Origin of the sequence: Paenibacillus sp. 1182, from assembly GCF_017833915.1 — a bacterium.
Taxonomy (GTDB): domain Bacteria; phylum Bacillota; class Bacilli; order Paenibacillales; family Paenibacillaceae; genus Paenibacillus; species Paenibacillus polymyxa_D.
This window is the reverse complement of the sequence record NZ_JAFICR010000003.1, coordinates 63,015-87,067: the sequence shown is the minus strand read 5'-3', so window position 1 is coordinate 87,067 and position 24,053 is coordinate 63,015. Positions and strand designations below refer to the sequence as shown.

Below are 24,053 nucleotides of genomic sequence, written 5' to 3'. Positions count from 1 at the left end.
AATTGTCATATTGAAGGCAGCTACGCTGCTTTAGGTTTGATACCTGTTATGCATGGTTTTTCAGTAAATAATCAATTCGTCCACTGGAGGAATAGAATGTGAGAAAAAAAAAGTTAAACAAAATATGGCTGACATGCTTGGGGTTCAGTCTATGCATCCTTTGCAGTGCTGTATTCGCCCCATTTACCTATATAGCTGCTCAGCCCGACGAGAAAAGTAACGAACCGAACAAGTATATAGATAGTCCATCCAACGTACATTCGTCCTATCACGCTTTTGCCAAGCCCGTTGTCCTGATTGATGTAGGCCATGGCGGTGTGGATGGTGGAACAAGTCACAAAGGAATTTTGGAAAAAGATATCAATCTTGCCATTGCTCAAAAGCTGTACTTGATTTTACGCTCCCAGGGATATCCTGCTGTCCTGAATCGGGACAAGGACTACGCACTGAGTGACGACAACCGTTGGCTGCAGTCCAAATCCCGGCACCTTAAAGACCTCGCCCAACGGAAAAGCTTAACAGAACAATTGCCCACCGCTTTGGTTGTAAGCCTGCATGTCAATTGGAACAAACGTGCCGAAAAACGGGGACCCATTGTACTGTATCAGGATGAAGGCAGCAGCTATCTGTTAGCTGAACGGATTCAGCATTCATTAAACCGCTTATTTTGCATGAATAGAAAAACAGTGTACGGAAAGCCCTTTTATCTTTTGAATAAAATTCAGCATCCTGCTGTAATTGTAGAAACTGGATTTATCAGTAACGAACAGGACAGAGCTATGCTTTCCGAGGATCGTGGTCAAAAAAGCATTGCCGAAGCTATTGCCGCAGGCATTATTGCGCATCTGACGGCATGGTAGTGTTGGTGGCTGAGTCTCCCGTCCATCCCCATACAGCTCGTACCAAATCGCTAATACCCACAAATTTGGCGTGCTCCTTTAGCTTGGGAACCGACGAATGAAGAGCGGAGGATGTGTACATACCAGACACGCCGACGTGCCCAATCGTTACGCAGGTGTTGTGCTTATCCAGCCATTCAACCACTTTTGTAAGTTGCCGATTCACATGGGCGAGGTTATGGACATCATCCAGAAAAACATCATTTCGTACTGGTGGCATCCCCTTTTTAGCGGCAAGCTCAGGGACCACTGACCAATAATTAGTACGGCTATCGACAAAAAATAGTCCATGCTCCTTACAAACATCAAGAACAATGGACATAATGCGCTTATCCGAAGTGACCTTTGAACCCATGTGGTTGTTCATCCCTATCGCATAAGGAACATCCTTAATGGCTGCTGTCACCTTCGCACGTACTTCTTCATCCGTCATATTAGCCTTAATTGCTCCAGGCCCAAGCCATTCGGGCTTCCCCTGCTTTGGCTCCATTGGAAGATGGACGATGACATCATGACCGCGCTTATGCGCTTCCATAGCGTCCTGCTTGGTTGTAGGCAGGAAGGGCATCACAGCAACGGTAATCTTAACGGGTAAATTTAAAATTTGCTCAGTTCCTTTCATATTGTTTCCCAGATCGTCAATAATGACAGCAACCATCTTTTGCGGCTCGTCCTGTTTGTCTATTGCTTCTGCAACACCAGTACTACAGACCATGAATAACATGCATACCGAAATACAGAGTACTACGGTTCTTCGCATTTTGGAGCTTGAATGGAATACAGGTACATAAGCTGGCTCTTTCCGAGCGCGAGATTCCTTTAAAGCCTTTTTTATTATATTTCTCATGTGCAGCTTCCGTCGTGTACTCATTGCGGGTCAGCCTCCTTCTCTGTCCCTTCATTGTGTGAGTAACGTCGTCTAAATATGTATAAGGCAGATCCATGGAATACTCCCTGATCTGCCTTATCGTGCGTAGAAACGTATGTTAAAGCCGCTTACCAGTTCTTATCAATAAATTCATCACGACCTGATTGGGCCCGATCTTCCTTATAGTGCTTCACGTTTTTCTTGTGGTAATCCTGATGATAATCCTCTGCAGGATAAAAAATCGAAGCAGGAAGAATCTCCGTTACAATTGGCTTATCAAAGCGTCCACTTTGTGCCAACTGCTCCTTGGACTGTTGTGCAAGCTCACGTTGCTGCTCTGTATGATAAAAAATTGCGGGTTTATACTGTGTACCCCGGTCCTGAAATTGACCTTCCCCGTCGGTAGGATCTGTTTGCGGCCAATATAATTCGAGCAGCTTTTCATAAGGAAACAGCTCAGGTTCAAAAGTAATCTGCACCACCTCGTAGTGACCTGTAGTTCCTGTTTTAACCTGCTCGTAGGTCGGATCGGGAATCGTTCCTCCAGTGTATCCTGACACAATGCCATGAATGCCCGGCTGTTCTTCAAATGGAGTCACCATACACCAGAAGCATCCACCTGCAAAAGTCGCTTTCTCCATCTTACATCCAACCTTTCAATAACTTCATCTTAAAATTTTCTATCATATCTGGAAATCCATAGTTTGCGGGAAGACAAGAAACGTGTTCAGCTTAAACTATGAGCAAATCCCCGGAAATATAAGAAAAAGGTCTCTAAAACTGCTACGAGAGCAATTCTATAGACCTTTTCTAATAGATGCGGTCGAGAGGACTCGAACCTCCACGGGGGGTTAGCCCACACGGACCTGAACCGTGCGCGTCTGCCAATTCCGCCACGACCGCATATAAGTTGTCGTTTATCCTCGAAAGATCAATCTTTCTTAGCGACAAGATAGATCATACCATGCTCATATCGAGATGTCAAACCTTTTATGTTTGTTAATTTCCTCTTGATAAAAAAGGAATAATAAACTAAAATAAGAACATAAGTTCCTGGGAACGAAGGTTCCTTTTCTTCATTCGGTTATGAATTATCATCACATTTTCCTAAGGCGGTGAATGGTTATGATCTCTTCAGATACTACTCAGCATGAATGGTCTCTTGTGAAAAGTTATCTGCTCCTTACCTTTATTCAAAAAGTATTTGAGCGGGACAGCCTAATTCTTGAAGAAAGCGGTATGCTGAAAACCCCTGATCTTTATGTCGAAATGGTTAACGCAGGTGTAGATCGTACCGGGATCCTGCTGTCTGAAATAAAACATGAATTTAATAAATATCACATTCAAGTTCTGGACATACAACAAAACCACTCCGGCGTTCACGCCACCTATATAAGTAAAGGCAATAAAGAGCAGTTCAGTATGGCAATGCCAGCATTCCGCAAAGAAATGTATGAGCGGATGCGAGCATATCTCGGGCTCTCAACCTCTATGCCCCATACAGCTGCCCTTCCTTTACTAGAGAAACATCGCCCCGAATTACCAAACAATTCAACATCCAAACCTCTACGCATCGTTGAACGAAGTTTGGTTACATCCTCTTTAGCTTATAAGCGTAAAACGTCTCGCCCTGCTGCTTTTGCCGCAAGCAGAAGAGCATAATCCCCGCACAACCAACACGCAAAAGAAAAAAGCTTCCGCAGACACCAACTGTGCGCGGAAGCTCCTTTCCATATTCATCATATATCCAAATCGATCTATAACCGCTATGACGAAGTATAAGCTCATCAATTAATGATTCGCCTTATTGCAACGCCTTCTGTACACGCGTTACCCCTTGGCTTAGAGCATGTCCTCCACCTACTGCTGCGGCTACAGCAATGGTCTCCATAATTTCCTGATCACTGGCTCCTTTGGACCGCGCCTCGTCCACGTGATAAAACGTGCATACTTCATTGTTGGCAAATAAGCCAATGCCTAGCGCAATCAGTTGCTTGGTTTTCTCATCTAAGCTGCCGGCTTGAAAGCACTCTCCGGTAAAACGATGATATGCATGAACTACCTCGGGCAACTGATCTTCCAAATGGCTGATTTGATCCTTGTATGCATGTACTTTTTCGTCCATAACCGTCATTGACACAGCACGTCCTCTCTGTTGGATTTTCCTTCATTACTGTGTCCGATTTAGAGTTTCTGTATGCCTAATGAATCACCCAGTTATTTTTATCCAACACCCATTTGAGAACCCATTCCTAATCCAGATCTATCGGATTGTGACGCGGCTCGCTGAACGACTGGTATGTATAGCTGCGATCCAATTTGACCACACGTCGATTCTGGCGACGAATAAGCACCTGTTCCTCATCCCATGCCAGTACAATGCCCACAACATCGTTGGACTCCAATCCATCGCGTACGACACGCACCTTTTCACCGGAGAGTCGATAAGCATCCAATTCTTCGTCCATAATCATCCTTGTCCCCTCCTTATTCACTTTTTTAACATAACGATCATGGTTCTATATACATGAAAAAAGTTTAAAAAGAGACCTAAACGAATCATTTAGGTCTCTTCTCTCTTACTACTTATATGGATTGCCAACAGAGCGACAAATTATCCCGACTGATTCACACTGTGATCATGTTCTTTTGTATCGTTCTTCTCATACCAGAAGTCCAGCACTTGTGCAGACAACACTCGCTGATCTACATACTCCACTTGGTGAGCAGTAAATTCTTCTTTCCAAGAGAAGGACAATTCTTCGCATAGGTTAACCAACGTCAACAACTCAGACCAGGCCACATAGCGTTTATACCAAAAAAACTGAGGATGTTCAATCATATAGGGATACAAATCGTCGAATTCCGTATGCTTACAATCCAAGGCACGCTCAAAGTGTACTTTAGCCGCTGCCAGTTTTTCCAGAAAAAACTGTTCGGTCAATTGTTCTTTCCCCATGTTGCTGCCTCCTCTCCAAAACCTTATCTATATTATAAGCGAAATTGAAGCTCATGCAAAGGTTATTATTAGAAATAAGGATCAGGAGTTTTGAATTGTTACTATTCAGCAAACTCAATCTTGCCGTCAGCTAACGACAAAATTTTGACCAATGACTCTACACGAATACCCTGCTCACGGATGGTTCTCGCTCCGGCCTGAAAGCTTTTTTCCACCGCGACACCAAATCCAACCAACTCCGCTCCGGAGCGTTGAATGATTTTAACCATACCTCGCGCCGCATCACCATTAGCAATAATATCATCAATGAACAGAACACGGTCATCTTCGTGAATAAATTGACGAGACAGCATAATATCCGTAACAATACCTTTAGTAAACGAAGGTACGCGTTCACACAGCGCGTCTGGATCAGCTAATAGGGTCTTTTTACGACGAGCAAATACCAACGGTACACCCAATTCCAATGCTGTCGCAAACCCGATGGCAATGCCTGAGGACTCCACGGTCACTACTCTGGTAATCTTCTCTTCTCGGAAACGTGCTGCGAACTCTCGTCCCATTGCCATTGTCAGTTCTGGATCAACCTGGTGATTAAGCAAACCATCCAGCTTCAGCACATGATCTGATGCAATCACGCCTTCATTTAAAATTCGTTTCTTTAATACTTCCATTACATGACCTCCCACGGCAATCCTATGCGGTAAAAGTACCATACTTCACCCGCCGCTTTCAAGCTATAGCTGCTTTCCATGCGGTCATGTGACATTTTTTTTACGCTTGTTCCAGAACCATGCGGTGATTCCTCCCACAACGATTAAAAGAATAACGACCAGCCCTACCTGATGCGTCACCTTCTCCATTAGCTTCGCCACCTGCTCCCAATGCATGCCCACCGCATGTCCAATCCCCAAAAATGTACCGCACCACAGCAAAGCTCCTGCTGATGCATAACTGATATAGCGGAAAACGCCTAAACGGGTTGTACCTGCCAGATATGAGGATACATGTCTCAAGCCGGGGACAAAATATCCGAACAGGATTCCCCAGGTACCATAGCGCCCAAACCAATTTTCAGAAGAGGCAATCCTAGAAGGCGTAAGCCTCACCCATTTTCCGTATCGATGCAAAAGTGGTTTGCCCAGCAGACGCCCCAATGTGTAGCTAAGCATCATACCCGTCATACTACCGAAAAATGTGACTGCCAGTGCAGCAATGAAGTTGTAGTGCCCTTGAGACACGAGCCCGCCGAAGGCGATCATTAGCACTTCGTCGGGTATCGGCATACCCGCTACTCCAAGTGCAAGCAAGCCGAACATTGCCAAATATCCGTATTCAAGTATCCATGCAAGGATTTGACCCATAAATTACGCTCCCGTCAAGCTATTCATTAATTCACTTTAATTATTTTCAGTCTCATCCAGTCATGTCCTATTTCAGTTGAACATAGTTTGTATTATATGCTCGCTGCAGCGTTATTCAAGCAAGCAAGGAGGGACTGGGGATGAAACGTAATATTCATGTTTTTCAAATTGCTTTTACATACATCGGTACAATCGTCGGTGCCGGATTTGCTACCGGACAAGAAATTCTGCAATTTTTTACGCAGTATGGTCGTTGGGCTACACTCACTATTATGCTATCCACAATCATATTTGTATGGTTGGGTACGAAAATGATGCTGATCGCACATGATATTTCAGCCAAATCCTACGAGGACCTGAACAAACATCTTTTTGGTGCCAATGCCGGGAAATGGATTAGCTGGTTCACACTCATCGTGTTGATTGGCGTAAACAGCGTCATGCTGGCAGGAGCCGGCTCTGTTTTTGTAGAGCACCTTCACCTGCATTACCAAACCGGACTGCTTATTACACTGATTGGTACTTATTTGCTGCTAAGTAAAGGCATTAAGGCCATCTTGCACATGAACACCGTGGTTGTCCCTCTGATGATCATCATGTCTCTTCTGCTCGTTCACAGCACGCTCTCCATGCCCAATCCTCAGAGTTTTATTACGAACACGACAGATCACAGTACATTTCGAACCTTGCTCTCTCCACTGCTGTACACGTCCTTTAACCTAACTATGGCCCAAGCCGTGCTTGTACCACTTGGTAGCCAAACCTTTTCCCGAAGAACCATCCGCTGGGGAGGAGTTTTGGGCGGAGTTGGTGTCGGGTTTATGCTAATGGCTGCACACTTTGCCATGTCAGCACATATGCCAGGTATTCAGCAATTTGAAATCCCTATGGGAAGCATTGCTTACCGTCTGGGTGCCTTTGTCGAAATCATATACATTCTACTCATTTTCATGGAAATCTTCAGTACCTTTGTAGCCGACATTTATGGAGTCAGTCTGCAAATTCGTCAGCATGTCCAAATTTCGCCCAAGCTCATCACACTATTCATTATGCTCACCTGTTTTTTAATCAGTCAGTTCGGCTTCAGTTCACTGTTATCTGTCCTTTATCCTATTTTCGGAATGCTCAGTCTGATGTGGGTTAGCAAACTGATCATAGCAGGACGCAGGAGACCTTTCCGTTCCTCACGTCCTCGCTCCAGCTTTCGGCATTCCGATTCCAAACCAGGTGGTACTCGTCATGGTTAATGTGGAAATTTCAAATACATTTTCTTCAACTCGTTAACCGCCCGACTTAAAGAATAGCTTGATTTAGCTTTATCGCAGGCAGATCTAGCCAGCTCATAACGATAGGCAGGGTCAGCAATGACCTTTTCTAATGCGTCTGCCAGTGCCCTCGGATTGTCGGGTGGCACGAGCAGACCATTTACCCCATCTTCAATCTGCTCCGGTATTCCTCCCACTTCTGTACCTACCAATGCCAGGCAACTTAACGCTGCTTCCGCAAATACCGAACCAAAGGCCTCCGCCCGAGAAGGCAAGACAAATACATCAAAGAAAGGCATAAACTCTTCTGGATGAAGGGTATATCCATAAAAAATCGTCTCATGGTATATATCGAGCTGTCGCGCCATCTCTTCCAGCTCAGGGCGAACCGGGCCGTCTCCAATAATATGAAGCACAAAATCCAGATTTCTTTTTTTAAGTTCAGCACAGGCTCCCAATAAAATATCCAGTCCTTTCGCCGGAACAAGGCGACAAACGGTTATGAGCTGTGTCACTTCATTTTCGTGTGGAATGGGTTTGAAGCGCTTCTCATCATATCCATTCGGAATGACTGCAATGTCTTGCGGATTCTGAACGTAAGGAGTTAAGTAATGCTGAAAAGAATGAGATACCGCTATCAGACGATCCGCCTTCTGCTCCATTTCCCCATACAGTGACACCAAGAATTGGTGTTCAGGCCCGTTCTCCTCTATTTTCCCGTTTAGAATTAACTCCTTCTCATAGGAAGAGTGAATCGTCTGTACGAGCGGAATGTCAGGAAAAACAGTTTTCATGGCGATTCCCGCAATCGGATGATGAGCATGAATGAGGTCATAGGGCTTCTGAATACGAAGCCGTGTCCACCATAAATAGTCACGATACGTCTGAATATATTTTTGAACGATTGGATATTGTTCATATCTCGTCCAGTCAAAGGTGTCAAAAGTTACTTCGTCCCTACCCTTGTTACGAATCCGTTTAGGGATTGAAAATAGCTCCATTTCCCAACGGGGGGATGTAAATCGCTCTTGCAGATATGGAATCATGGATGAAACGCCTCCCGGTTGCTCGGGTGGGAAAAAGAGAGCCTGTAGCAATTTCATGACGTGCTTCCCCTTTCAAGCATTAAACTGCCCGGATCACAGATTGTATGTATAGGTTTCCGGATTTTCTGAAAGATGATATATTGAGAATAAATGTTAGTCACAAAAGAAAATTATAACATTTTAAATAGGATAAATCCTGTCTATTGTATCGGAACGATATCAACCGTTCAATAGATTGACTATTTTTGCAAATGGAGTCGGTGATGTTGACGTTGTTGTCCTTATCGGGAACCTTGGGTTTCCCATCTCTGGCCGGGGCCGTAAGTGCAGCCTGCGGTTTGTATATTATACTCATGATGGCACTGATGTGCGTGATCATATATAGCAGACAACGAAAAAAAGCCTATATCCTTTTTTCGGTTGCCGCTATTATTATTATGACATATGAAGCCATGAATCTCTATTCAGCAGGTGGAGGCAAGATGCAACTCCAAGGAATCGTGTGGAAAAATGTGCTGGAGGCGTCTGCCTTCGTGCTCATCAATGCCGCCGTATTTCAACTCTACCGGAAGCTGAAACGTGCGCAGACATGGACCTTGCTGCTGCTGGGTGCGTTATTGATATTGCCGGTTATTGCCTGGACTGCAGGTTTGTTGCCCGCTTGGATCAGCGCAGCGAAACTAGTTGGGTTCACTCTGTTTTATCGAGTACTGGTACTTATACTGAGCCTTGTGTTCATCACCCCACGAATCGGACAGCCAAAGAAGTATGTAGCGGGCTTATCCATGTATTTGCTCTGGCTCGGCTATTTGTGGCTGCGAAATGACATCCCTGAAGAAGCTGGAAGATCAAACACAGTCCTATATATGTCATTTTTACCATTGCTGTACTACACTACGTTATTCCTCATCCTGTTTGAACGGATTGTGGAGCTGCTCCAAAGGATTTACCGTTCTTCCATCACCGATGGCCTGACAGGGCTATATAACCGTAAATATTTTTCGGGACGACTACGGCGATATATGGATCAAGGAATCCGCGTGTCGGTCATTTTTTGCGATATTGACAATTTCAAAAAGCTGAATGATACGCAAGGCCATGCTCGTGCGGATGAAGTACTCAAACAGGTGGCACAGATTATGGAGGATGAACTGGATGAAATCGGACTGACCGGACGATACGGTGGCGAGGAACTGGTCGCAATGGTTGTAGATCGACGTGCCAAGGTTGGACATGTCGCAGAACGTATCCGCGAGCGGGTCGCGGAAGAAAGCATTGTCACCATCAGTGTCGGACACAGTACAGTGAAGAAGGAAATGAACCCGGATGAACTGGTCAAGCAGGCCGATCAAGCGATGTACATATCCAAAACGACAGGTAAAAACAAGGTTACAGCTTATACAGCAGCCGAAGTGAAAAAGAGTCGGGCAGCACGCGCACAATAATTCGTAAACTGCGATTCAGTGTTGAACGTTGAGTTTGAATAATTCTCTGTCTGGTTGTCTATATCCTAAAATGACGCACAGGAATTTCACAAGAGCCTGTGCGTCATTTATATTTAATCTGCCCATCAAACTTCTGACGTTGCAGATGCTATATCCCGGCCGATCCATGCCAGTTCTTCACTAGTCAGCTCTCGATAGCTGCCCAGTGGAAGCTGTTCATCCAGCTTTAATGGCCCCATAGCTATTCTTTTTAAATAGGTCACCTTTTTACCAACCGCTTCGAACATACGCTTCACTTGATGAAACTTTCCCTCATGGATTACAAGCGAAATATAGGAAATGACTTCTCCATCTGCCTGGTGCGGATGTTCGTGGCGAAGAATGGTCAACTGCGCGGGAAGTGTAACATACCCATCATCCAGTTCCACTCCTGCTGTAAATTGATGAATGTCCTCCTCCGTGACATGCCCCGATACGGTAGCCTCATATGTTTTAGGGACATGCCGCCGTGGAGAAAGTAGTTCGTGCGCTAGCTTACCATCGTTGGTCAACAACAATAGCCCTTCTGTATCTTTGTCTAAGCGTCCTACTGGAAAAGGCTCAAAGTGTCGTTCCTCCGCGCTCAGCAAATCCAGCACCGTCCGCTCCCTCGTATCTTCAGTTGCAGATATAACGCCCGGTGGCTTGTGCAGCATGATGTAAATATACTCCCGAAAAACAACACGTTCCCCGTTCACTTCAATCTGATCCTGGTATGGATGAACCTGTAAGCCGTTATCCTTGGTGATCCTCCCGTTTACTGTGATCATCCCTTGCTTCACCTGTCGCTTGATATCACTACGGGAACCATATCCCATATGGGTTAAAACTTTATCCAAACGTTGCGTTTGTCTCCCTTTTCCACTCATACCGATGTCCACCTCCAACCTGTAGGGTATTCATTTTTGAGCATGCCGTCCTGCCATTTGCCCCACCCAGCCGAATAACCATCAATGCACACGAGAGTATAGCCTTTGGGCTGGACTTCGTTCCGCAGTGCCATTCTCTCAACGGGGATGGACAAGGTCTCCCCTTTTAAATACCGGATGGCCTCAGCATCTGAACTGGAGAGATTGATGCTTCTAGCCGTTTCTGAAGGGCGTAATGCCACCGCCAACGGGTGTGAAGGCACAAAGCGACCATTCTTGTCGGTACCCATAAACCAGCCTGGTCGCACCACCTTAAGGCCGTCCAAACGATGGGATGCCAATGGCGACTGATAAATACGATCTCCATAGACCACCGTATAGCCTGTAAAGGACACCTCCAGCTGATCCTTCACAAATTGGTGATAGGACTCCAGTACATCTTGTGGGGAGCGTGCAGCGGATTTTACATTCTCTTTGCCAGAACGAGACTTATTGCCACCCAAGCCGCGCGCGGACTTTCCTTTACCGGACTTCCCGTCCATTCCTTTTCCACTTCGTTTAGGCTCACCAGTCGCATGTCTTCCTTGACCGCTTGGCGTCAGTGCTTCCTTGACGGACAAAAACTGCTTTTTCCGTGGATACGTTGCATCTATGTTCAATGCCCTGTCATTCTTGCCCTCAAATGGAGTCAAATCCCCGGATTCAGTGTGATCTTCAGTTCCAGTGACACGACCACCTTGGTGTTGCAACACAGCGATAAAATGGCCTTCTCCCTCTACGAGATGCGGCCAAAGGCGTGCTGTTCCCCGCAGTTCGGGATGTGATGCCGCGACCTCTTCACTCATCCATTCCGGGTGGCCTGGTGCAAAACCTGCCTCCGACGGAACAGGGACTACGTCAAAATCGGGATGAGCCTCCAGAAATTCTGCGATCATTCCTTCATTTTCTTCTGGCGCAAAGGTGCAGGTCGAATAGACAATTCTCCCTCCTGTGCTCAGCATCGAGGCCGCTACACGCAAAATGTCCCGTTGCATGACTACACATTTATCCACCGAATGCGTTTCCCATTGTTTTGCCATATCCTCATCTTTGCGGAACATACCTTCTCCCGAGCAAGGTGCGTCAATTAGTATCTTGTCAAAAAAATGAGGAAAGGCATCGGCGATTCGATCCGGGCTTTCATTCAGTACCACGGCATTACGCACACCGTACAATTCCACATTTTTAGCCAACACTTTGGTTCGGTCCGCGCTAATATCATTAGTCACCAATACGCCGCTTCCTTGTAGTTTGGCCGCTATTTGGGTCGATTTCCCGCCCGGTGCAGCGCACAAGTCCAATACAGCTTCATCTTGAGCTACATTGAGCAGTTCAACCGGAGACATTGCACTCGGTTCCTGTATATAGTACAGTCCCGCATGGTAGTAAGGATGTAACCCCGGCTTCGTACCGTGCGGAATGTAAAAACCCGTGGCACACCATGGAATTGGCCGCAGTTCGAACGGAGAACGTTCCTTAAAGTCCTCCACCGAAATTTTTAACGTATTGACGCGAATCCCGGCATGGGGCGTGTGGTCGTAGGCGGTCATAAATGCTTCAAATTCGTCGCCGAGCAGTTGCTCCATGCGCTTTACAAATGCTGTGGGGAGCTGTACACCCATAATCGTAATCATCCTGTCCTTTTAAAATAAATTTTATTGTACCATATTCAACCTGTTATCCTGCAATATCGGTGTGATTTACGAACTTTCACTACAAGATGTAATGTTGTATAATAATAAGATTCATAGCTACATATTTTGAATTTTGATAGGAGAGATTGCATTGAACGCACAAAAATCCAACAAAAAAAAGCTTATACCTGTCATCGGCTTTTTTGTTGTGCTGGTCATTTTGCTTGGAGTGCTGCTCGCTTTAAATTCAGGCACTAAAAACAAGCTGTATGGCGTTTCCACAGCCTCGTTAAATCCTGCTACTCAAGAGCTGTTAAATGACCCGAACTATCAGCAAATTATTAAGCCGGAAGATCTACAGAGTAAAATTGACAAAAAGGAAAACTTCTTCGTCTATCATTTCGCGTCCGACTGTGTGCATTGCCGCGCCACTACCCCTAAGCTCTTGCCTTTGAGCAAGCAGGAGAACATTACGATGCACGAATTTAACCTGCGTGAGTATGAGGATGGCTGGGACAAGTATAAGATTGAGTATACCCCTACGCTCATTTATTACGAAAAAGGCGTGGAAAAGGAACGTATGGTAGGCGGGTTGAAGGAAAGTCCTTCGGACAATGGGTACACACTCGACGATTTCAAAGCCTTCTTTGAGAAATATAAAAAGAACGTAACCTCCTAGTCAAACGTTCACACACCTGAAACGATAAAGCAGCCCGATCCTTATGAAACGGATCGGGCTGCTTGCTTATCATGCGCTTCAAACTCAAGGCGTATCCTTCGTTTCCGCCGAGACAGAGCCTGAGCCGCCAGCTGCCTGTCTTCGCCTAATTGAAGCTGCCAGCGCCTGCTGACGCTGCTCATGCTTTTCCCCACGCCGAGGACCTCTCTGCTGCGGGATGTTGACTGGAATGGACGACGATGCCTTCTCCACGGCCCGGCGTAGCCCAGGCTCGACGATTTCAATCGTCATATCCCGATAAACCGGCGGTTGGTGCGAAAGCTCTTCCGTACCAGTCATAACAACGTCAGCAAGCTGACGGGCGCAAACGCGCGCCTCGTCCACCAGCTTCGCCATATTAATGCCCAGCGCCTGCGAAGGAGCATGCTCCAACCTGTGGACCGCACTATTCAGCATCATATGTCCACCACGATAGTTACCATTCCGGAAATGATACAGTCCTACAGCAACTTGCAGCAAACCTTTATATACAGGGTCACGGTCCAGCTTAAGCCACAGCTCTTCCAGTACCTCATGACATTCAAAGTAATCCCGATCCCGATTGAAGTACACCAAATAAGTCACGTACAGCGGTTCATAGGAAAGGTTTGCCATTTAATACTCATCCCTGTCTTCTTCCTTGGTAGAGGCTTCTAGCATCTCTTTGACCTCATCGTGAAGCAGCTTGATTCCTTCCATGTCGTGCCGTTCCCACAGTTCATTAAATCTGCGCTGCGCATCAATCGTTTCACTGATCTTATGGTAGAAATACAGCCGGTGCATACCTGTTAGCACTTTAGAAACGATATTGGCTTCATCCTCGAACTTTTTCTGCGCTTCCAATATTTCAAGACGCATAGAAGACATCTCATTATCCAATACAAAGGCTGCTTCAGCTGCCTTTTTTAATCGTGTGCGCATATTATCAGGCAAGCTTTCACGATACTTATAGCTAAGAGAATGCTCTATGGTTGCCCAAAAATTCATAGCCAAAGTACGGATTTGAATTTCTGCCAGCACAATTTTCAGCCCCACTGCTGTTTGAACCGGATACTCCACAATCATATGAAAGCTGCGATAGCCGCTGTCTTTATAATTGGTGATATAGTCCTTTTCATACAGTACGGTCAAATCCTTACGTCTTCTGATATATTCGGCCACCCGCCGAATATCCTCTACAAATTGACACATAATGCGAATGCCTGCAATATCCTCGATTCCCGTCTCCAGCTGATCAGAAGGAACCTGTAATCTCTTCGCCTTATCGAGGATGCTTGATATTTTTTTAACCCGTCCGGTTACGAATTCGATAGGAGCGTATTCCTCGCGCTTTTTCAGCTCCGCACGCATTGTTTTGAACTTGACCTTAAGCTCTTCCACCGCCTGATCGTATGGCAGTAAAAATGTTCCCCAGTCTCTTCCGTCCATCCCCGTACCTCCTGTCTCTTCCGACAACGCTTTTTTATCTGTGATCTGCACCAACAGCCTCGGTAATGTGTCTAAAGCCGTCCTTTCGAAGCAGCTCACGCAGGCCAGCATGTATAGCCCTATTTACTTCCGGCCCTTCGTAGATCAATGCTGTATAAATTTCAATCAGGCTTGCGCCTGCTTTAATTTTGTCATAGGCATCACGACTCGTGAAGATGCCGCCTGATCCGATGATAGGCAGCTTACCTTCCGTCTGGCGGTACACCCGTCCGATGACCTCTGTGGAACGGTCACGCAGCGGCTTACCACTCAGCCCTCCTGTTTCACTCGCATTTCGGTGCGTCAGACCAGCTCTGGATATTGTTGTATTGGTCGCAATAATGCCGTCTACTCCACTGGCAGCAATCGCATCTGTCATATATTCCAATTCCTCATCCGATACATCTGGCGCAATTTTAACCAGTACAGACTTGGCATTGCCATACTTTTTCGCCTGAACTCCCATCTCTGCCCGAACCGCTTCCAATAGCGACTTCAGTTCATTACCATGCTGGAGCTTTCGCAAATCCGGCGTATTCGGCGAGCTAATATTCACTACAAAGAAGTCCGCATACGGATACAGTGCGGAAATACACTTTTCATAGTCCTTATGAGCATCCTCATTGGGCGTGATTTTATTTTTGCCGATATTAACTGCGACCGGAACAGGTCGATGTTTGAGTGCAGCCAGACGTTTGGCCATGCTCTCAGCACCCAGATTGTTAAAGCCCATCCGATTGACTAACGCCTCATCGGGAGGCAGTCGGAACAACCGGGGCCGATCATTGCCGGGCTGTCCCACAGGTGTCACCGTTCCCACTTCCATAAATCCAAACCCGATGGAAGAAAAACCAGTAACCGCTTCTGCATTTTTATCCAGTCCTGCAGCCAGTCCAATCGGGTTGGGAAAATGAATGCCAAACAGATCAACGGCAAGATCCTCCGTTTCCTTGACTCCGTACATCCCTCGCAGTGTCGCTGCTCCACCAGGGAATGAGCCCGCATGTTTTAAGCCGTCAATGACTACATGATGGGCAGTCTCTGGACTCATTTTAAAAAAAACAGGTTTCGCAATCCTTCGATACAACACGATTCATCCACTCCGTTCTATGCCCTTGCACAATCCTAAAAAACATCTCTACAAAATAGTTTAGCTTTTTCCATACCAAAAAGAAAGTAATTTGCGAGGTGTAGCTCCAGAACAATTCAGTTGTCATGGAGATGTCATTGAAAATGTATAATCAAACCATTTACAATGGACATAGTAAGACAAGACCTTAGCCCGTTAGAAAAGAGGGATTGCTGATATGAAGACCAAGCGCAAGCCGCCCAGTCTGCAAAAGAAAAAGGATGAGGTGAACAAGAAAGCGATTGTATGGACCGCTGTCAGCTTTGTTCTCCTCATCATTGTGATTATTCTGGTCATTGTTTTAGCACAAGCAGGAAATCGTTAAACACCAAGTAGCAATAGCATCAAAACGTTAATTTAGCCAGTGATAGGTTTTGCGGGGATTCGTCTGGTCATGCTGCGGCTCACTTGTAAATCGAGAACCAGGCACAAGCACTTGATCAGGCAATCCCCCGTTACCAATAACTACCTCCGTACCCGAAGGTACGAGTGCAAACAATTCCTCCACATCCTCTTTCCCCATTCGGACGCAACCCAACGACTCATTTTTGCCAATGCTGTCCGGCTCGTTCGTGCCATGAATGGCATAATTCGATGCAGACAGTTGCATTCCACGGCTACCAAACTCACCGTTGGATTTGCCGTTCGGATTTACTACTTTATCGGTAATCACAAACTTCCCTTCTGGTGTTTTCTCTCCGCCCAAACCGATAGGATAATTTCGAATAAGTACATTCCCACTTACCAGGGCGAGCCTGTGCTTGGATTTGTCCACCACAATTCGCAGCGTTTGCCCCAGAAAAGGTCGTCCGTGCAATGACGATGCCAGTAATGGACTACTTTCGGCCGACGAGTCAGCGTCTAAATCTACTGCCTGCCCTGTTCCCTGTCCTGGTGAAGCAAGTAAATTACGCATAGGTGTAAAAGCCTTCTTCATCTCGTCTGTCGTACCGTACATCGTGTTAGCGGGAAAGTCTCGAGTCAGTTCATCAAGACTCTGGGGAAGACGTTGATGCTGTGAGCGAAAAGCACGCATGGAGCTATTCAACACAGCTAATTCCTCCTGTCCAGCAGCCCATTTTAGACCTGCTTTGCGAAGATTTTCACTGTCTGACGGCTTGCAAGCACACGCAGCGGCGTCGTAAGACTGAACAGCTAATCCACCGTTTCCTTTGTTCTGTACACTAAGTAAGGGCTTCATACCCTCTCTCCAGAGCAGCCATGAGCCCCCTTGCTCCATACCCAACACCGTAGTCTTGGACGGCAGTCGGCTAGTCTTAGCCAACAAATCAGTAAGCCCCGTTCCAGCTCCACTCCCTTTTCGAGCTTGAGCCGTAAACACACCACCAACCACACCGATCTGGACCATCTCCTTCGGATCAGCAGTGGCCACTTTCGTAACTTCAATATTATCAATTGCTGCCTGCTCAGTTCCAGATGGAACAGATGCATTTTCATTTGAAGGTCTCGGTGAATTGGCTGAAGGAACCCATATGAGCAGTAGTACCATTAACGCAGTTAACAGGTGGCGTGTTCGAGCCGTTCTTCGCTCCTTCTCCTTGGACATTTGAACCAGTTTATCCTGATATTCCATCCATACGTCTGCCGGAATCTGTTTATGCTCGAAGGCTTCGAACACTTCTCCTGCACGATTAAAGCAATAATTTGCTTTGCCCTCCTGACCGCTGCTCTCATACTCTTTGCCGAGTAAATACCAGGCCATTTTATTATCAGGGTGTTTTTTTACATACGATTTAAGATGAGGCGAATGGTTCATCGGATCCTCCTGATCGTGTAATCTTGCATACTTCCTATTATGTATATCGGCAAAAATAGACTCGATGGACAGCACATAAAAAAATGTCTATCGACGTACTCTCACGGAAGCCAGACCGCGCTTGGCAGAAGTTTTTCTTGCGATTATAGGATAGTTCAGCTCCGCTGAACCATTCTATAATCTAAAAAAACAGCACCAACAGCTTACTTTCACCGTTATACGGCGAAGAGAGCTGTCAGTGCTGTGCCTATCGAAGAAGCCTACGCTTAACCTTCTTTATTGAACGGCTCGTCTGCTACTTTGATGGAATCTGTAGGGCAACCGTCACAAGCATCCTGCATATCATCAAACAAATCTTCTGAGATCGCCTTGATGCCTTGGTTTGCATCCCCTTCAAAGATCACTTCTGCCAAACCTTCATCATCATAATCATAAATGTCTGGTGCTGTAGCGCCACACGCTCCGCAAGCAATGCATGTATCTTTTTCTACCCAAGTGTATTTAGCCATAACTTTTCTCTTCCTCCTATACAGTCAAACAAACCAGCTTTTGCATTCTATTCACATATTAATACAAACCCAATATTATTACAAATTATTTTCCTTTATCCTTCATGCAAAAAACACTTATAACGTAGCTTGTGATGCTTGCAATAATCTACCCAAAAGTTTCACTCCGGAGTTGGTAGATTGTCTTTTTGCAGCGAAGTTCCGCGCAACTTGGAGTTGCGAAGAAGTACCGAAGGATCATCTCCCAGCATCCCAGCGGTCAAAATTGCATTTTCACCAAACTTATCGCGCAGTGCATCCATCGTCTTCAATAAGCTTTCCTTCTTAGGCTGATCCTGGTATTCAAATAGATCCATTTGAACGGCCGCTTCCTCCTTTGGAATGAGCTGCTGTAGCGTAATCCCCAGCAAGCGCACAGGCTTATCTTCTCCCCAATGGCGACGATACAACGCACAAGCTTCCTTATATATGTCCTCTGCACTTTCCGTAGGAGTGCTCCTGACTTGAGAACGCGTAAAGGTCTTCATATCCGGCGTCCGAATCGTCAATTGTATACCTCCTGCCAGCATACCGTGTCGTCGAAGCCGCCGGGCTACCTGATCACTAATGTTAAGAAGTACCCGTTGGGCTTCTGCCAGCTTTACCACATCCATAGGCAGGGTAGTCGTGTGACCAATGGACTTGTTTGGCTCCCGTTCAGTGCTGACTGGAGAATGGTTAATCCCATTAGCGGCCAATTTTAACCACGAACCCGTCACACCAAATACGCCAACCAGCATATGCTCATCAGCCTTAGCTAGTTGTCCAATGGTGCGAATGTTCATTTGTAGAAGCTTATCTGCCGTTTTGCGGCCCACACCAAACAATTGACCACAAGGAAGGTTCCACAAAATGTTGGGTACATCACGCAAACGTAGAATAGATATCCCGCGTGGTTTTTTCAGATCAGAGGCCATTTTGGCCAGCAACTTGTTGGGAGCAACTCCAATTGAACAGGGCAGACCCAGTTCGTCCTCTACTCTGCGCTGGATTTCCTCAGCAATTTCCATAGGTGTTCCAAACTGTTTGGAGCCAGAAATATCCAGATAGCACTCATCAATTGAAGTTGCTTCCAGCATAGGCGTATATGAATAGGCAATACTCATAAATGCCTTGGAATAACGACGATACAAGTGAAAATCAGGCTGTATTACGATGAGCTGCGGACAGATCCGACGAGCCTGCTGAACGACCATCCCTGTTGAAATGCCCAATCGTCGAGCTTCATAAGAGCAGGTTACAATTACACCTTTGCGCAGCTCACTACTGCCTGCCACCGCGGTAGGCAGTCCCTTATATTTCTCCGGCTCCTCCGCTGCATGAACGGAACAATAAAATGCATTCATATCCACATGCAGAATAACTCGTCCACCAGCCGGATAATAAGCACTGACATCTTTCATGCTCAACCCTTCTTTTTAACTGTAAATTCACCCGTCATCGCGGGAATATGTGTTTTGATTTTATACTTGAAATACCCTTAAATGCTATTTCTATTTTACATAAAAAATAAAGGTTTTGCGGCTAAAAATGATAATTATATATTACAATTGAAGTCATAAGTTGATATAATCGACTAACATACGAACACGACAAACTAACGCTTTCCTGTTTTTAAGCGTTAAACAACTAAATTAATGTGCTTAAAAAAGCAGAGCATCACCAATCTGAGCAATCCGCAAAGGAGGAGTCCCTCATGTCCACCGCTATTTCTATCTTTGACACAACGCTGCGAGACGGCACTCAAGGAGAAGGAATTAGCTTGTCTGCTGATGACAAATTGAAAATCGCCAAAAAACTCGATGATCTCGGTGTTCATTATATTGAAGGCGGGATTCCCGGAAGCAACAGCAAGGATATCGAATTTTTCAAACGGGTACAAGAACTGGGCCTTCGGGCAAAGATTGTCGCCTTCGGCAGCACGCGCCGCAAAGATAGCATCGCAGCACAGGATGTCAATCTGCAACGAATTCTGGAATCCGGCGCTCAGGCTGCTACACTTGTGGGTAAATCATGGGATTTTCATGTACACACTGCCTTACAGACGACACTGGAGGAAAATCTGTCTATGATTTATGACTCCATCGCCTTTTTAAAGCAAGGGGGCATGGAGGTTATTTTTGATGCCGAACATTTTTTTGACGGATATAAAAACAATCCCGAGTATGCAATGGCCGTTATGAAAAAAGCTGAAGAAGCAGGCGCGGATTGGCTCGTGATGTGCGATACAAACGGCGGTACCCTGCCGCATGAGATTCAGGATATTGTCACTATGCTGCAAAGCCAGATAACGAGGTCACAGTTGGGTATTCATACACACAATGACTGCGAATTGGCAGTAGCGAACTCTCTAAGTGCTGTACAAGCAGGCGCAAGGCAGGTTCAGGGTACTATCAACGGATACGGTGAACGGTGCGGTAACGCTAACCTGTGCTCCGTCATTCCTAATTTGCAGCTTAAGCTGGGCTACGACTGTCTAGATACCGAGAAGTTAAGTCAACTCCACAATACAGCCCGCTTTGTGAGTGAAGTCGCCAACGTCAATATGCCTGTGAACCAGCCTTATGTTGGCAATGCAGCTTTTGCCCATAAGGGGGGCATTCATGTGTCAGCCATTCTGCGCGACTCGCGAACTTATGAGCACATCGCTCCTGAACTTGTGGGGAACAAGCAGCGGGTCTTGGTCTCCGAACTGGCCGGGCAAAGCAACGTGGTATCCAAAGCGCAAGAGCTGGGCATCACCCTTGACCCATCCAGTGATGAGGCACGTGGCGTAATTAGCCGCATCAAGGAACTGGAGCATCAGGGATACCAGTTTGAAGGCGCGGACGCTTCGCTGGAACTGCTCATTCGTGAAGCAGGTGGTGAAGTGAAGGAAATGTTTTCTTTTGAGTCCTTCAAAGTGCTGGTAGAGAAAACAGCCGGTCGCCCGGTCGTATCCGAGGCATTCTTGAAACTGAATGTCGCAGGGACGAGTGTCTATACTGCAGCTGAAGGCAACGGTCCTGTCAACGCGCTCGATAACGCACTCCGCAAGGCTCTTTCTCAATATTTCCCTGCTTTGCGGGACATGCATTTGGCCGACTACAAGGTACGTGTGCTTGACGAAAAGGATGCCACCGCCGCCAAGGTACGTGTGCTCATTGAGTCTAAAAATTACGAGGACGTCTGGAGTAACGTAGGCGTATCCGAAAATGTAATTGAAGCCAGCTGGGAAGCTCTCTTGGACAGCTTCCGTTACGCATTGTTGGAAGCACCAACTCCAACAAACGATCAGTCAGAGCTTACTCATCATGGATTAGTTAATCATTAATCAGTTGCTCGCATTAGCTTATAAGGTGCCTTTGGCGGTCTACTCGGCTCCCAAAGACACCTTCTTTTTTTGAAGAGTTTCTATTTTGCGTTCCAACTCCTGCTCACTGAGCATGCCGATGATGATTTCGCTGACCTGTCCATGAGGATCAACCATTACATGAGTTGGAAAAGCCACCCCTCCAACTCGTTCAAACAATACTCCTTGCTCATCAAGTAAAATGGGAAACTGGAGATCCAAAGAGCGGGAAAACTTCTGTACATCCTCCAATCGATCATAACGAGTTACATTGATACCATACACATCTACATCATCTTTGTACTTACTATACAACTCATTCAGCATAGGCGCTTCTAATCGGCACGGATCGCACCATGAAGCCCAAAAGCTAATAACCAAAGCCTTATTGCGCGTGGCCCCTACATCGTAGGTCTTGCCGTTTAACCCCTTTAAAATCATAGAAGGAAGCCGTTGACCAGGCTTTATCTTTTTCATTACCTCTACCGCATCTGTTTCAGCCTCTACCTCTTTCTCAGCTTCAAGTCTTTCTCTACCGTATTCCTCTTTTAATAGTGCATTTTCCATGGACAGGGTTGCTGCATAAGTTGTGTTTGCAATAACTCCCCATGAAGCCCCAACCACAACCAGTATAATTATCGCTCTGATGAAAAGAAATTTTTTCACAGTCTTATCACCTGTCTTTCATCTGAATGGCCCTTACCTTCTCCATAGGATGCCCATACTGTTCCCACCTCTAACCTTCTAAATCTGAACAGGACGCAAAAAAAACAGCAAACCCACGAAATCGCGAACTTGCTGTTTTGATGTGTATATGAATGCTATGCCTTGTACTGAATCAGGCATGACTTAAATGCGCGTAGACATCTGCCAAATTGGTCACATTACGCTTCAACATTTCCTGAACATAAGCAACCCACAGCTTAGCCGTCATTTTCGCATCCTCTAACGCATGGTGCCGCCCTTCAATCGGAATGGATTGATAGGTCAACAATTCATCCAAACTGTAGGTTTGATGTTGCTGTGGCTCAAGCCATTTGGCAAGCATCATCGTATCCAGAACACGATGAGTCAATTGAACTTTAGATGTTTTCCATAACGCAGCATTCAAAAAGGCCTTATCATGAGCGCTAGCATGTGCTACAAGTACTCGCCCACCTACAAAGGACATAAAGTCGTGCAGTCCATTCATAAGTGGTGGAGCTTCATCCGTCATTTCCCGGGTAATCCCAGTTAGTTCGGTAATGTACTCAGGAATCACAGTCCGTGGATTAACAAGCGTATAAAACTGCTCTTTTTCCATAATCATGTCCCCGACAACCCGAATCGCCCCGAACGATAAAATCTCATCTCCATGCTGTGCTGAAAATCCCGTTGTCTCCAGATCAAAAACTACCGTCTCCAAACGATCCAGCGGGGTCCGCAATACTTCAGAGCGCCGTTGCTCCCGGGTTAAGGAGCGAATAAACGCCATCTGTTGAGCCGTAGGAGCCCCCATTACAGATGCGATCGCAGACGGCACTCCTCCTCTGCGGAGAGCGCTCCAGAAGCCACTTCCCTGCGCTGGTTCCTTCATGACCTTCTCCCTTCCATAAATCGCAACTGCCTTTGCAACGCACGATGCAACCGTCGTACCGTCGAAAGCGCCTCGCGCAACTCATGCCAGCCTTTACCTTGTTTCAGCGGCTTTACAGCCAGGTAGCCATTGCTGACCAGCAATCCATCATTCTCCTTCACTGGTGTAGCCATTCGTAGCTGAAGCGCAATCCGAAAGGCACGCTCGCAAGCATCGAGTAAAGGCAACGGTGCCGCTTCCAGTGATGCGAGACGACTGAGCCTTTTGAAGGTGGAGGTTTCCTCTACACCATGTTGCAACGCCAAAAAACGGACTGCGTTCACCAGCGGAATGTACAACCCGTATTTCACATCAAAATCGCCCGCATGCTCACCGAAGCGCTCGGTAACAACCTGACCTAAAATGTTAAGTGTCGCTTTATGCCTCACCGTGTTCCTAAGTACCGCCGAGGGTAAATCAGGATGTATTCGGAACAACTCATAAAAACTTCGTTTCCAGTTTGCAGATAGTCGTTCATCTCCAGCGATATGCCTCATATCAGACGAGATAATCAGATAACGGATCGGCTCCCAAGCAAAATCGTCCGACCATTTTGTTAGCTGTTTTTGCCATTCAGATAATGTTTGACGCCACAACGGCTCCGAGCACATTACTTTCCCCTCACATTTGGGATATCCCAAATACTCTAACATCGCAGACACTTTGCGACCAAACTCTCTAAAATATAATTCTTTGTCGGCAGATATCGTGTCACTGATAATCATACCGTTATCCTGGTCACTCCACAGCGTTGATTCCGAGCGCCCCATGCTTCCGAAGGCTATAAATGCGTAAGGGACGGGAGGAGGGCCGAAGCCATCCTCAACCATCCCTTTTTCGCACATTTGTACAGCTCTGGCCGCGATGCGGTCATGCATTTCATTCGCCGTTTGTAACCAGTCTGATAACGGAGCGGAGGCTTGAGAAGCCAGCAACCATTTTTGAGAGTCGACCCTGGCCCGCCTTAGCGATTCAGGTGTATCTGCATGATCAATCGCTTCGGCGGAACTCACCCAAGGGGCCATATTTTGCAGTTCCATA

The 24,053-nt window shown here is 46.3% G+C and carries 26 protein-coding genes and 1 tRNA gene; 7 read left to right on the top strand and 20 right to left on the bottom strand.

Going from position 1 to position 24,053, the window contains the following annotated elements; genetic code table 11:
* The first annotated feature begins 98 nt into the window (after nt 1-98).
* Nucleotides 99-860 carry an N-acetylmuramoyl-L-alanine amidase gene (locus tag JOD82_RS06080; protein WP_209947976.1) on the top strand — a complete coding sequence of 254 codons (762 nt, stop codon included), beginning with the start codon at nt 99-101 and terminating at the stop codon, nt 858-860.
* Here JOD82_RS06080 and JOD82_RS06075 read toward each other — a convergent pair.
* From JOD82_RS06075 to JOD82_RS06065, 3 genes are all read right to left on the bottom strand, one after another.
* Nucleotides 835-1,770 carry a divergent polysaccharide deacetylase family protein gene (locus tag JOD82_RS06075; protein ID WP_209947974.1) on the bottom strand — a complete coding sequence of 312 codons (936 nt, stop codon included), beginning with the start codon at nt 1,768-1,770 and terminating at the stop codon, nt 835-837. The two genes, JOD82_RS06080 and JOD82_RS06075, sit on opposite strands and share 26 nt — an antisense overlap.
* A 125-nt stretch (nt 1,771-1,895) precedes the next feature.
* Complete coding sequence (gene msrA, locus JOD82_RS06070; RefSeq protein ID WP_013309746.1) at nt 1,896-2,408, bottom strand: peptide-methionine (S)-S-oxide reductase MsrA; 513 nt, start codon at nt 2,406-2,408, stop codon at nt 1,896-1,898.
* A 177-nt stretch (nt 2,409-2,585) separates the two neighbouring features.
* Nucleotides 2,586-2,670: transfer RNA gene (locus JOD82_RS06065), tRNA-Leu, on the bottom strand.
* 222 nt (nt 2,671-2,892) lie between these two features.
* Between JOD82_RS06065 and JOD82_RS06060 the strand changes: the two genes are divergently transcribed.
* Nucleotides 2,893-3,429, top strand: coding sequence for a YhjD family protein (locus JOD82_RS06060; RefSeq protein ID WP_209947972.1), 537 nt, complete (start codon nt 2,893-2,895; stop codon nt 3,427-3,429).
* 142 nt (nt 3,430-3,571) lie between these two features.
* Here JOD82_RS06060 and JOD82_RS06055 read toward each other — a convergent pair whose 3' ends face one another.
* From JOD82_RS06055 to JOD82_RS06035, 5 genes are all read right to left on the bottom strand, one after another.
* Nucleotides 3,572-3,901, bottom strand: coding sequence for a carboxymuconolactone decarboxylase family protein (locus tag JOD82_RS06055; protein WP_013309744.1), 330 nt, complete (start codon nt 3,899-3,901; stop codon nt 3,572-3,574).
* A gap of 118 nt (nt 3,902-4,019) precedes the next feature.
* Complete coding sequence (locus JOD82_RS06050; protein ID WP_061828588.1) at nt 4,020-4,241, bottom strand: hypothetical protein; 222 nt, start codon at nt 4,239-4,241, stop codon at nt 4,020-4,022.
* 140 nt (nt 4,242-4,381) lie between these two features.
* Nucleotides 4,382-4,726 carry a hypothetical protein gene (locus tag JOD82_RS06045; RefSeq protein ID WP_007429850.1) on the bottom strand — a complete coding sequence of 115 codons (345 nt, stop codon included), beginning with the start codon at nt 4,724-4,726 and terminating at the stop codon, nt 4,382-4,384.
* Nucleotides 4,727-4,827: 101 nt separating this feature from the next.
* On the bottom strand, nt 4,828-5,400 hold the full coding sequence (locus tag JOD82_RS06040) for a xanthine phosphoribosyltransferase (RefSeq protein WP_209947971.1): 573 nt from the start codon (nt 5,398-5,400) through the stop codon (nt 4,828-4,830).
* An 84-nt stretch (nt 5,401-5,484) separates the two neighbouring features.
* Nucleotides 5,485-6,090, bottom strand: coding sequence for a DedA family protein (locus JOD82_RS06035; RefSeq protein ID WP_209947969.1), 606 nt, complete (start codon nt 6,088-6,090; stop codon nt 5,485-5,487).
* A gap of 140 nt (nt 6,091-6,230) precedes the next feature.
* Between JOD82_RS06035 and JOD82_RS06030 the strand changes: the two genes are divergently transcribed.
* Complete coding sequence (locus tag JOD82_RS06030) at nt 6,231-7,337, top strand: YkvI family membrane protein (RefSeq protein WP_028542811.1); 1,107 nt, start codon at nt 6,231-6,233, stop codon at nt 7,335-7,337.
* On the opposite strand, the gene JOD82_RS06025 is transcribed toward JOD82_RS06030, so the two are convergent.
* Nucleotides 7,334-8,458 carry a glycosyltransferase family 4 protein gene (locus JOD82_RS06025; protein WP_209947967.1) on the bottom strand — a complete coding sequence of 375 codons (1,125 nt, stop codon included), beginning with the start codon at nt 8,456-8,458 and terminating at the stop codon, nt 7,334-7,336. The genes JOD82_RS06030 and JOD82_RS06025 overlap by 4 nt on opposite strands.
* Before the next feature lie 206 nt (nt 8,459-8,664).
* On the opposite strand from JOD82_RS06025, the gene JOD82_RS06020 reads away from it, so the two are divergent.
* Nucleotides 8,665-9,846, top strand: a complete 1,182-nt coding sequence (locus JOD82_RS06020; RefSeq protein WP_209947965.1) for a GGDEF domain-containing protein — start codon at nt 8,665-8,667, stop codon at nt 9,844-9,846.
* Between the two features lie 125 nt (nt 9,847-9,971).
* On the opposite strand, the gene JOD82_RS06015 is transcribed toward JOD82_RS06020, so the two are convergent.
* Entirely contained in the window at nt 9,972-10,754 is a 783-nt protein-coding gene (locus JOD82_RS06015) for a pseudouridine synthase (protein ID WP_209947963.1), read from the bottom strand.
* Nucleotides 10,751-12,415, bottom strand: coding sequence for an RsmB/NOP family class I SAM-dependent RNA methyltransferase (locus JOD82_RS06010; protein ID WP_209947961.1), 1,665 nt, complete (start codon nt 12,413-12,415; stop codon nt 10,751-10,753). Before JOD82_RS06010 ends, JOD82_RS06015 begins: the two co-directional genes overlap by 4 nt.
* Before the next feature lie 163 nt (nt 12,416-12,578).
* Here JOD82_RS06010 and JOD82_RS06005 point away from each other — a divergent pair, with 163 nt between their 5' ends.
* Entirely contained in the window at nt 12,579-13,106 is a 528-nt protein-coding gene (locus JOD82_RS06005; protein ID WP_013309735.1) for a thioredoxin family protein, read from the top strand.
* A gap of 84 nt (nt 13,107-13,190) precedes the next feature.
* On the opposite strand, the gene JOD82_RS06000 is transcribed toward JOD82_RS06005, so the two are convergent.
* Genes JOD82_RS06000 through JOD82_RS05990 form a run of 3 tightly spaced genes read right to left on the bottom strand, consistent with a single transcriptional unit; the run spans nt 13,191 to nt 15,702 of the window.
* The gene (locus tag JOD82_RS06000; RefSeq protein WP_209947960.1) at nt 13,191-13,760 is read right to left on the bottom strand and encodes a DUF309 domain-containing protein; all 570 of its coding nucleotides are present in this window, start codon (nt 13,758-13,760) and stop codon (nt 13,191-13,193) included.
* A complete protein-coding gene (yjbM, locus tag JOD82_RS05995) occupies nt 13,761-14,573 on the bottom strand; it encodes a GTP diphosphokinase (RefSeq protein WP_023988035.1) in 813 nt (270 codons plus the stop codon). It lies immediately after the preceding gene.
* Between the two features lie 34 nt (nt 14,574-14,607).
* Nucleotides 14,608-15,702: a quinone-dependent dihydroorotate dehydrogenase gene (locus JOD82_RS05990; protein WP_061828594.1), complete on the bottom strand. Its 1,095-nt coding sequence runs from the start codon at nt 15,700-15,702 to the stop codon at nt 14,608-14,610.
* A 217-nt stretch (nt 15,703-15,919) separates the two neighbouring features.
* On the opposite strand from JOD82_RS05990, the gene JOD82_RS05985 reads away from it, so the two are divergent.
* Entirely contained in the window at nt 15,920-16,066 is a 147-nt protein-coding gene (locus JOD82_RS05985) for a hypothetical protein (protein ID WP_023988033.1), read from the top strand.
* A 27-nt stretch (nt 16,067-16,093) separates the two neighbouring features.
* Here JOD82_RS05985 and JOD82_RS05980 read toward each other — a convergent pair whose 3' ends face one another.
* The 3 genes from JOD82_RS05980 to JOD82_RS05970 all read right to left on the bottom strand — a co-directional run bounded on the left by JOD82_RS05980 (nt 16,094) and on the right by JOD82_RS05970 (nt 19,469).
* Complete coding sequence (locus JOD82_RS05980) at nt 16,094-17,518, bottom strand: L,D-transpeptidase (protein WP_209947958.1); 1,425 nt, start codon at nt 17,516-17,518, stop codon at nt 16,094-16,096.
* A 266-nt stretch (nt 17,519-17,784) separates the two neighbouring features.
* Complete coding sequence (locus JOD82_RS05975) at nt 17,785-18,027, bottom strand: ferredoxin (protein ID WP_013309730.1); 243 nt, start codon at nt 18,025-18,027, stop codon at nt 17,785-17,787.
* Between the two features lie 161 nt (nt 18,028-18,188).
* Nucleotides 18,189-19,469, bottom strand: coding sequence for a DNA polymerase IV (locus tag JOD82_RS05970; RefSeq protein WP_209947956.1), 1,281 nt, complete (start codon nt 19,467-19,469; stop codon nt 18,189-18,191).
* A 293-nt stretch (nt 19,470-19,762) separates the two neighbouring features.
* Between JOD82_RS05970 and cimA the strand changes: the two genes are divergently transcribed.
* Nucleotides 19,763-21,379, top strand: coding sequence for a citramalate synthase (cimA, locus tag JOD82_RS05965; RefSeq protein ID WP_029516718.1), 1,617 nt, complete (start codon nt 19,763-19,765; stop codon nt 21,377-21,379).
* A 39-nt stretch (nt 21,380-21,418) separates the two neighbouring features.
* Here the strand turns inward: cimA and JOD82_RS05960 are convergent, their stop codons facing one another.
* From JOD82_RS05960 to JOD82_RS05950, 3 genes are all read right to left on the bottom strand, one after another.
* Complete coding sequence (locus JOD82_RS05960) at nt 21,419-22,063, bottom strand: TlpA family protein disulfide reductase (protein ID WP_209947955.1); 645 nt, start codon at nt 22,061-22,063, stop codon at nt 21,419-21,421.
* 172 nt (nt 22,064-22,235) lie between these two features.
* The gene (locus JOD82_RS05955; RefSeq protein ID WP_029516716.1) at nt 22,236-22,973 is read right to left on the bottom strand and encodes an exonuclease domain-containing protein; all 738 of its coding nucleotides are present in this window, start codon (nt 22,971-22,973) and stop codon (nt 22,236-22,238) included.
* Entirely contained in the window at nt 22,970-24,052 is a 1,083-nt protein-coding gene (locus JOD82_RS05950) for a DUF294 nucleotidyltransferase-like domain-containing protein (protein ID WP_029516715.1), read from the bottom strand. The genes JOD82_RS05955 and JOD82_RS05950 overlap by 4 nt, the downstream gene beginning before the upstream one ends.
* Nucleotide 24,053 lies beyond the last annotated feature (1 nt).

Coding starts and splice junctions, on each gene's coding strand:
- msrA (WP_013309746.1), bottom strand. CDS start 2,408: ATGGAGAAAGCGACTTTTGCAGGTGGATGCTTCTGGTGTATGGTGACT.
- JOD82_RS05980 (WP_209947958.1), bottom strand. CDS start 17,518: ATGAACCATTCGCCTCATCTTAAATCGTATGTAAAAAAACACCCTGAT.
- JOD82_RS06000 (WP_209947960.1), bottom strand. CDS start 13,760: ATGGCAAACCTTTCCTATGAACCGCTGTACGTGACTTATTTGGTGTAC.
- JOD82_RS06075 (WP_209947974.1), bottom strand. CDS start 1,770: ATGAGTACACGACGGAAGCTGCACATGAGAAATATAATAAAAAAGGCT.
- JOD82_RS05970 (WP_209947956.1), bottom strand. CDS start 19,469: ATGAAAGATGTCAGTGCTTATTATCCGGCTGGTGGACGAGTTATTCTG.
- cimA (WP_029516718.1), top strand. CDS start 19,763: ATGTCCACCGCTATTTCTATCTTTGACACAACGCTGCGAGACGGCACT.
- JOD82_RS06060 (WP_209947972.1), top strand. CDS start 2,893: ATGATCTCTTCAGATACTACTCAGCATGAATGGTCTCTTGTGAAAAGT.
- JOD82_RS06045 (WP_007429850.1), bottom strand. CDS start 4,726: ATGGGGAAAGAACAATTGACCGAACAGTTTTTTCTGGAAAAACTGGCA.
- JOD82_RS06030 (WP_028542811.1), top strand. CDS start 6,231: ATGAAACGTAATATTCATGTTTTTCAAATTGCTTTTACATACATCGGT.
- JOD82_RS06015 (WP_209947963.1), bottom strand. CDS start 10,754: ATGAGTGGAAAAGGGAGACAAACGCAACGTTTGGATAAAGTTTTAACC.
- JOD82_RS06040 (WP_209947971.1), bottom strand. CDS start 5,400: ATGGAAGTATTAAAGAAACGAATTTTAAATGAAGGCGTGATTGCATCA.
- JOD82_RS06010 (WP_209947961.1), bottom strand. CDS start 12,415: ATGGGTGTACAGCTCCCCACAGCATTTGTAAAGCGCATGGAGCAACTG.
- JOD82_RS05950 (WP_029516715.1), bottom strand. CDS start 24,052: ATGGAACTGCAAAATATGGCCCCTTGGGTGAGTTCCGCCGAAGCGATT.
- JOD82_RS06025 (WP_209947967.1), bottom strand. CDS start 8,458: ATGAAATTGCTACAGGCTCTCTTTTTCCCACCCGAGCAACCGGGAGGC.
- JOD82_RS06035 (WP_209947969.1), bottom strand. CDS start 6,090: ATGGGTCAAATCCTTGCATGGATACTTGAATACGGATATTTGGCAATG.
- JOD82_RS05985 (WP_023988033.1), top strand. CDS start 15,920: ATGAAGACCAAGCGCAAGCCGCCCAGTCTGCAAAAGAAAAAGGATGAG.
- JOD82_RS06055 (WP_013309744.1), bottom strand. CDS start 3,901: ATGACGGTTATGGACGAAAAAGTACATGCATACAAGGATCAAATCAGC.
- JOD82_RS05975 (WP_013309730.1), bottom strand. CDS start 18,027: ATGGCTAAATACACTTGGGTAGAAAAAGATACATGCATTGCTTGCGGA.
- yjbM (WP_023988035.1), bottom strand. CDS start 14,573: ATGGACGGAAGAGACTGGGGAACATTTTTACTGCCATACGATCAGGCG.
- JOD82_RS06020 (WP_209947965.1), top strand. CDS start 8,665: ATGTTGACGTTGTTGTCCTTATCGGGAACCTTGGGTTTCCCATCTCTG.
- JOD82_RS06050 (WP_061828588.1), bottom strand. CDS start 4,241: ATGATTATGGACGAAGAATTGGATGCTTATCGACTCTCCGGTGAAAAG.
- JOD82_RS05955 (WP_029516716.1), bottom strand. CDS start 22,973: ATGAAGGAACCAGCGCAGGGAAGTGGCTTCTGGAGCGCTCTCCGCAGA.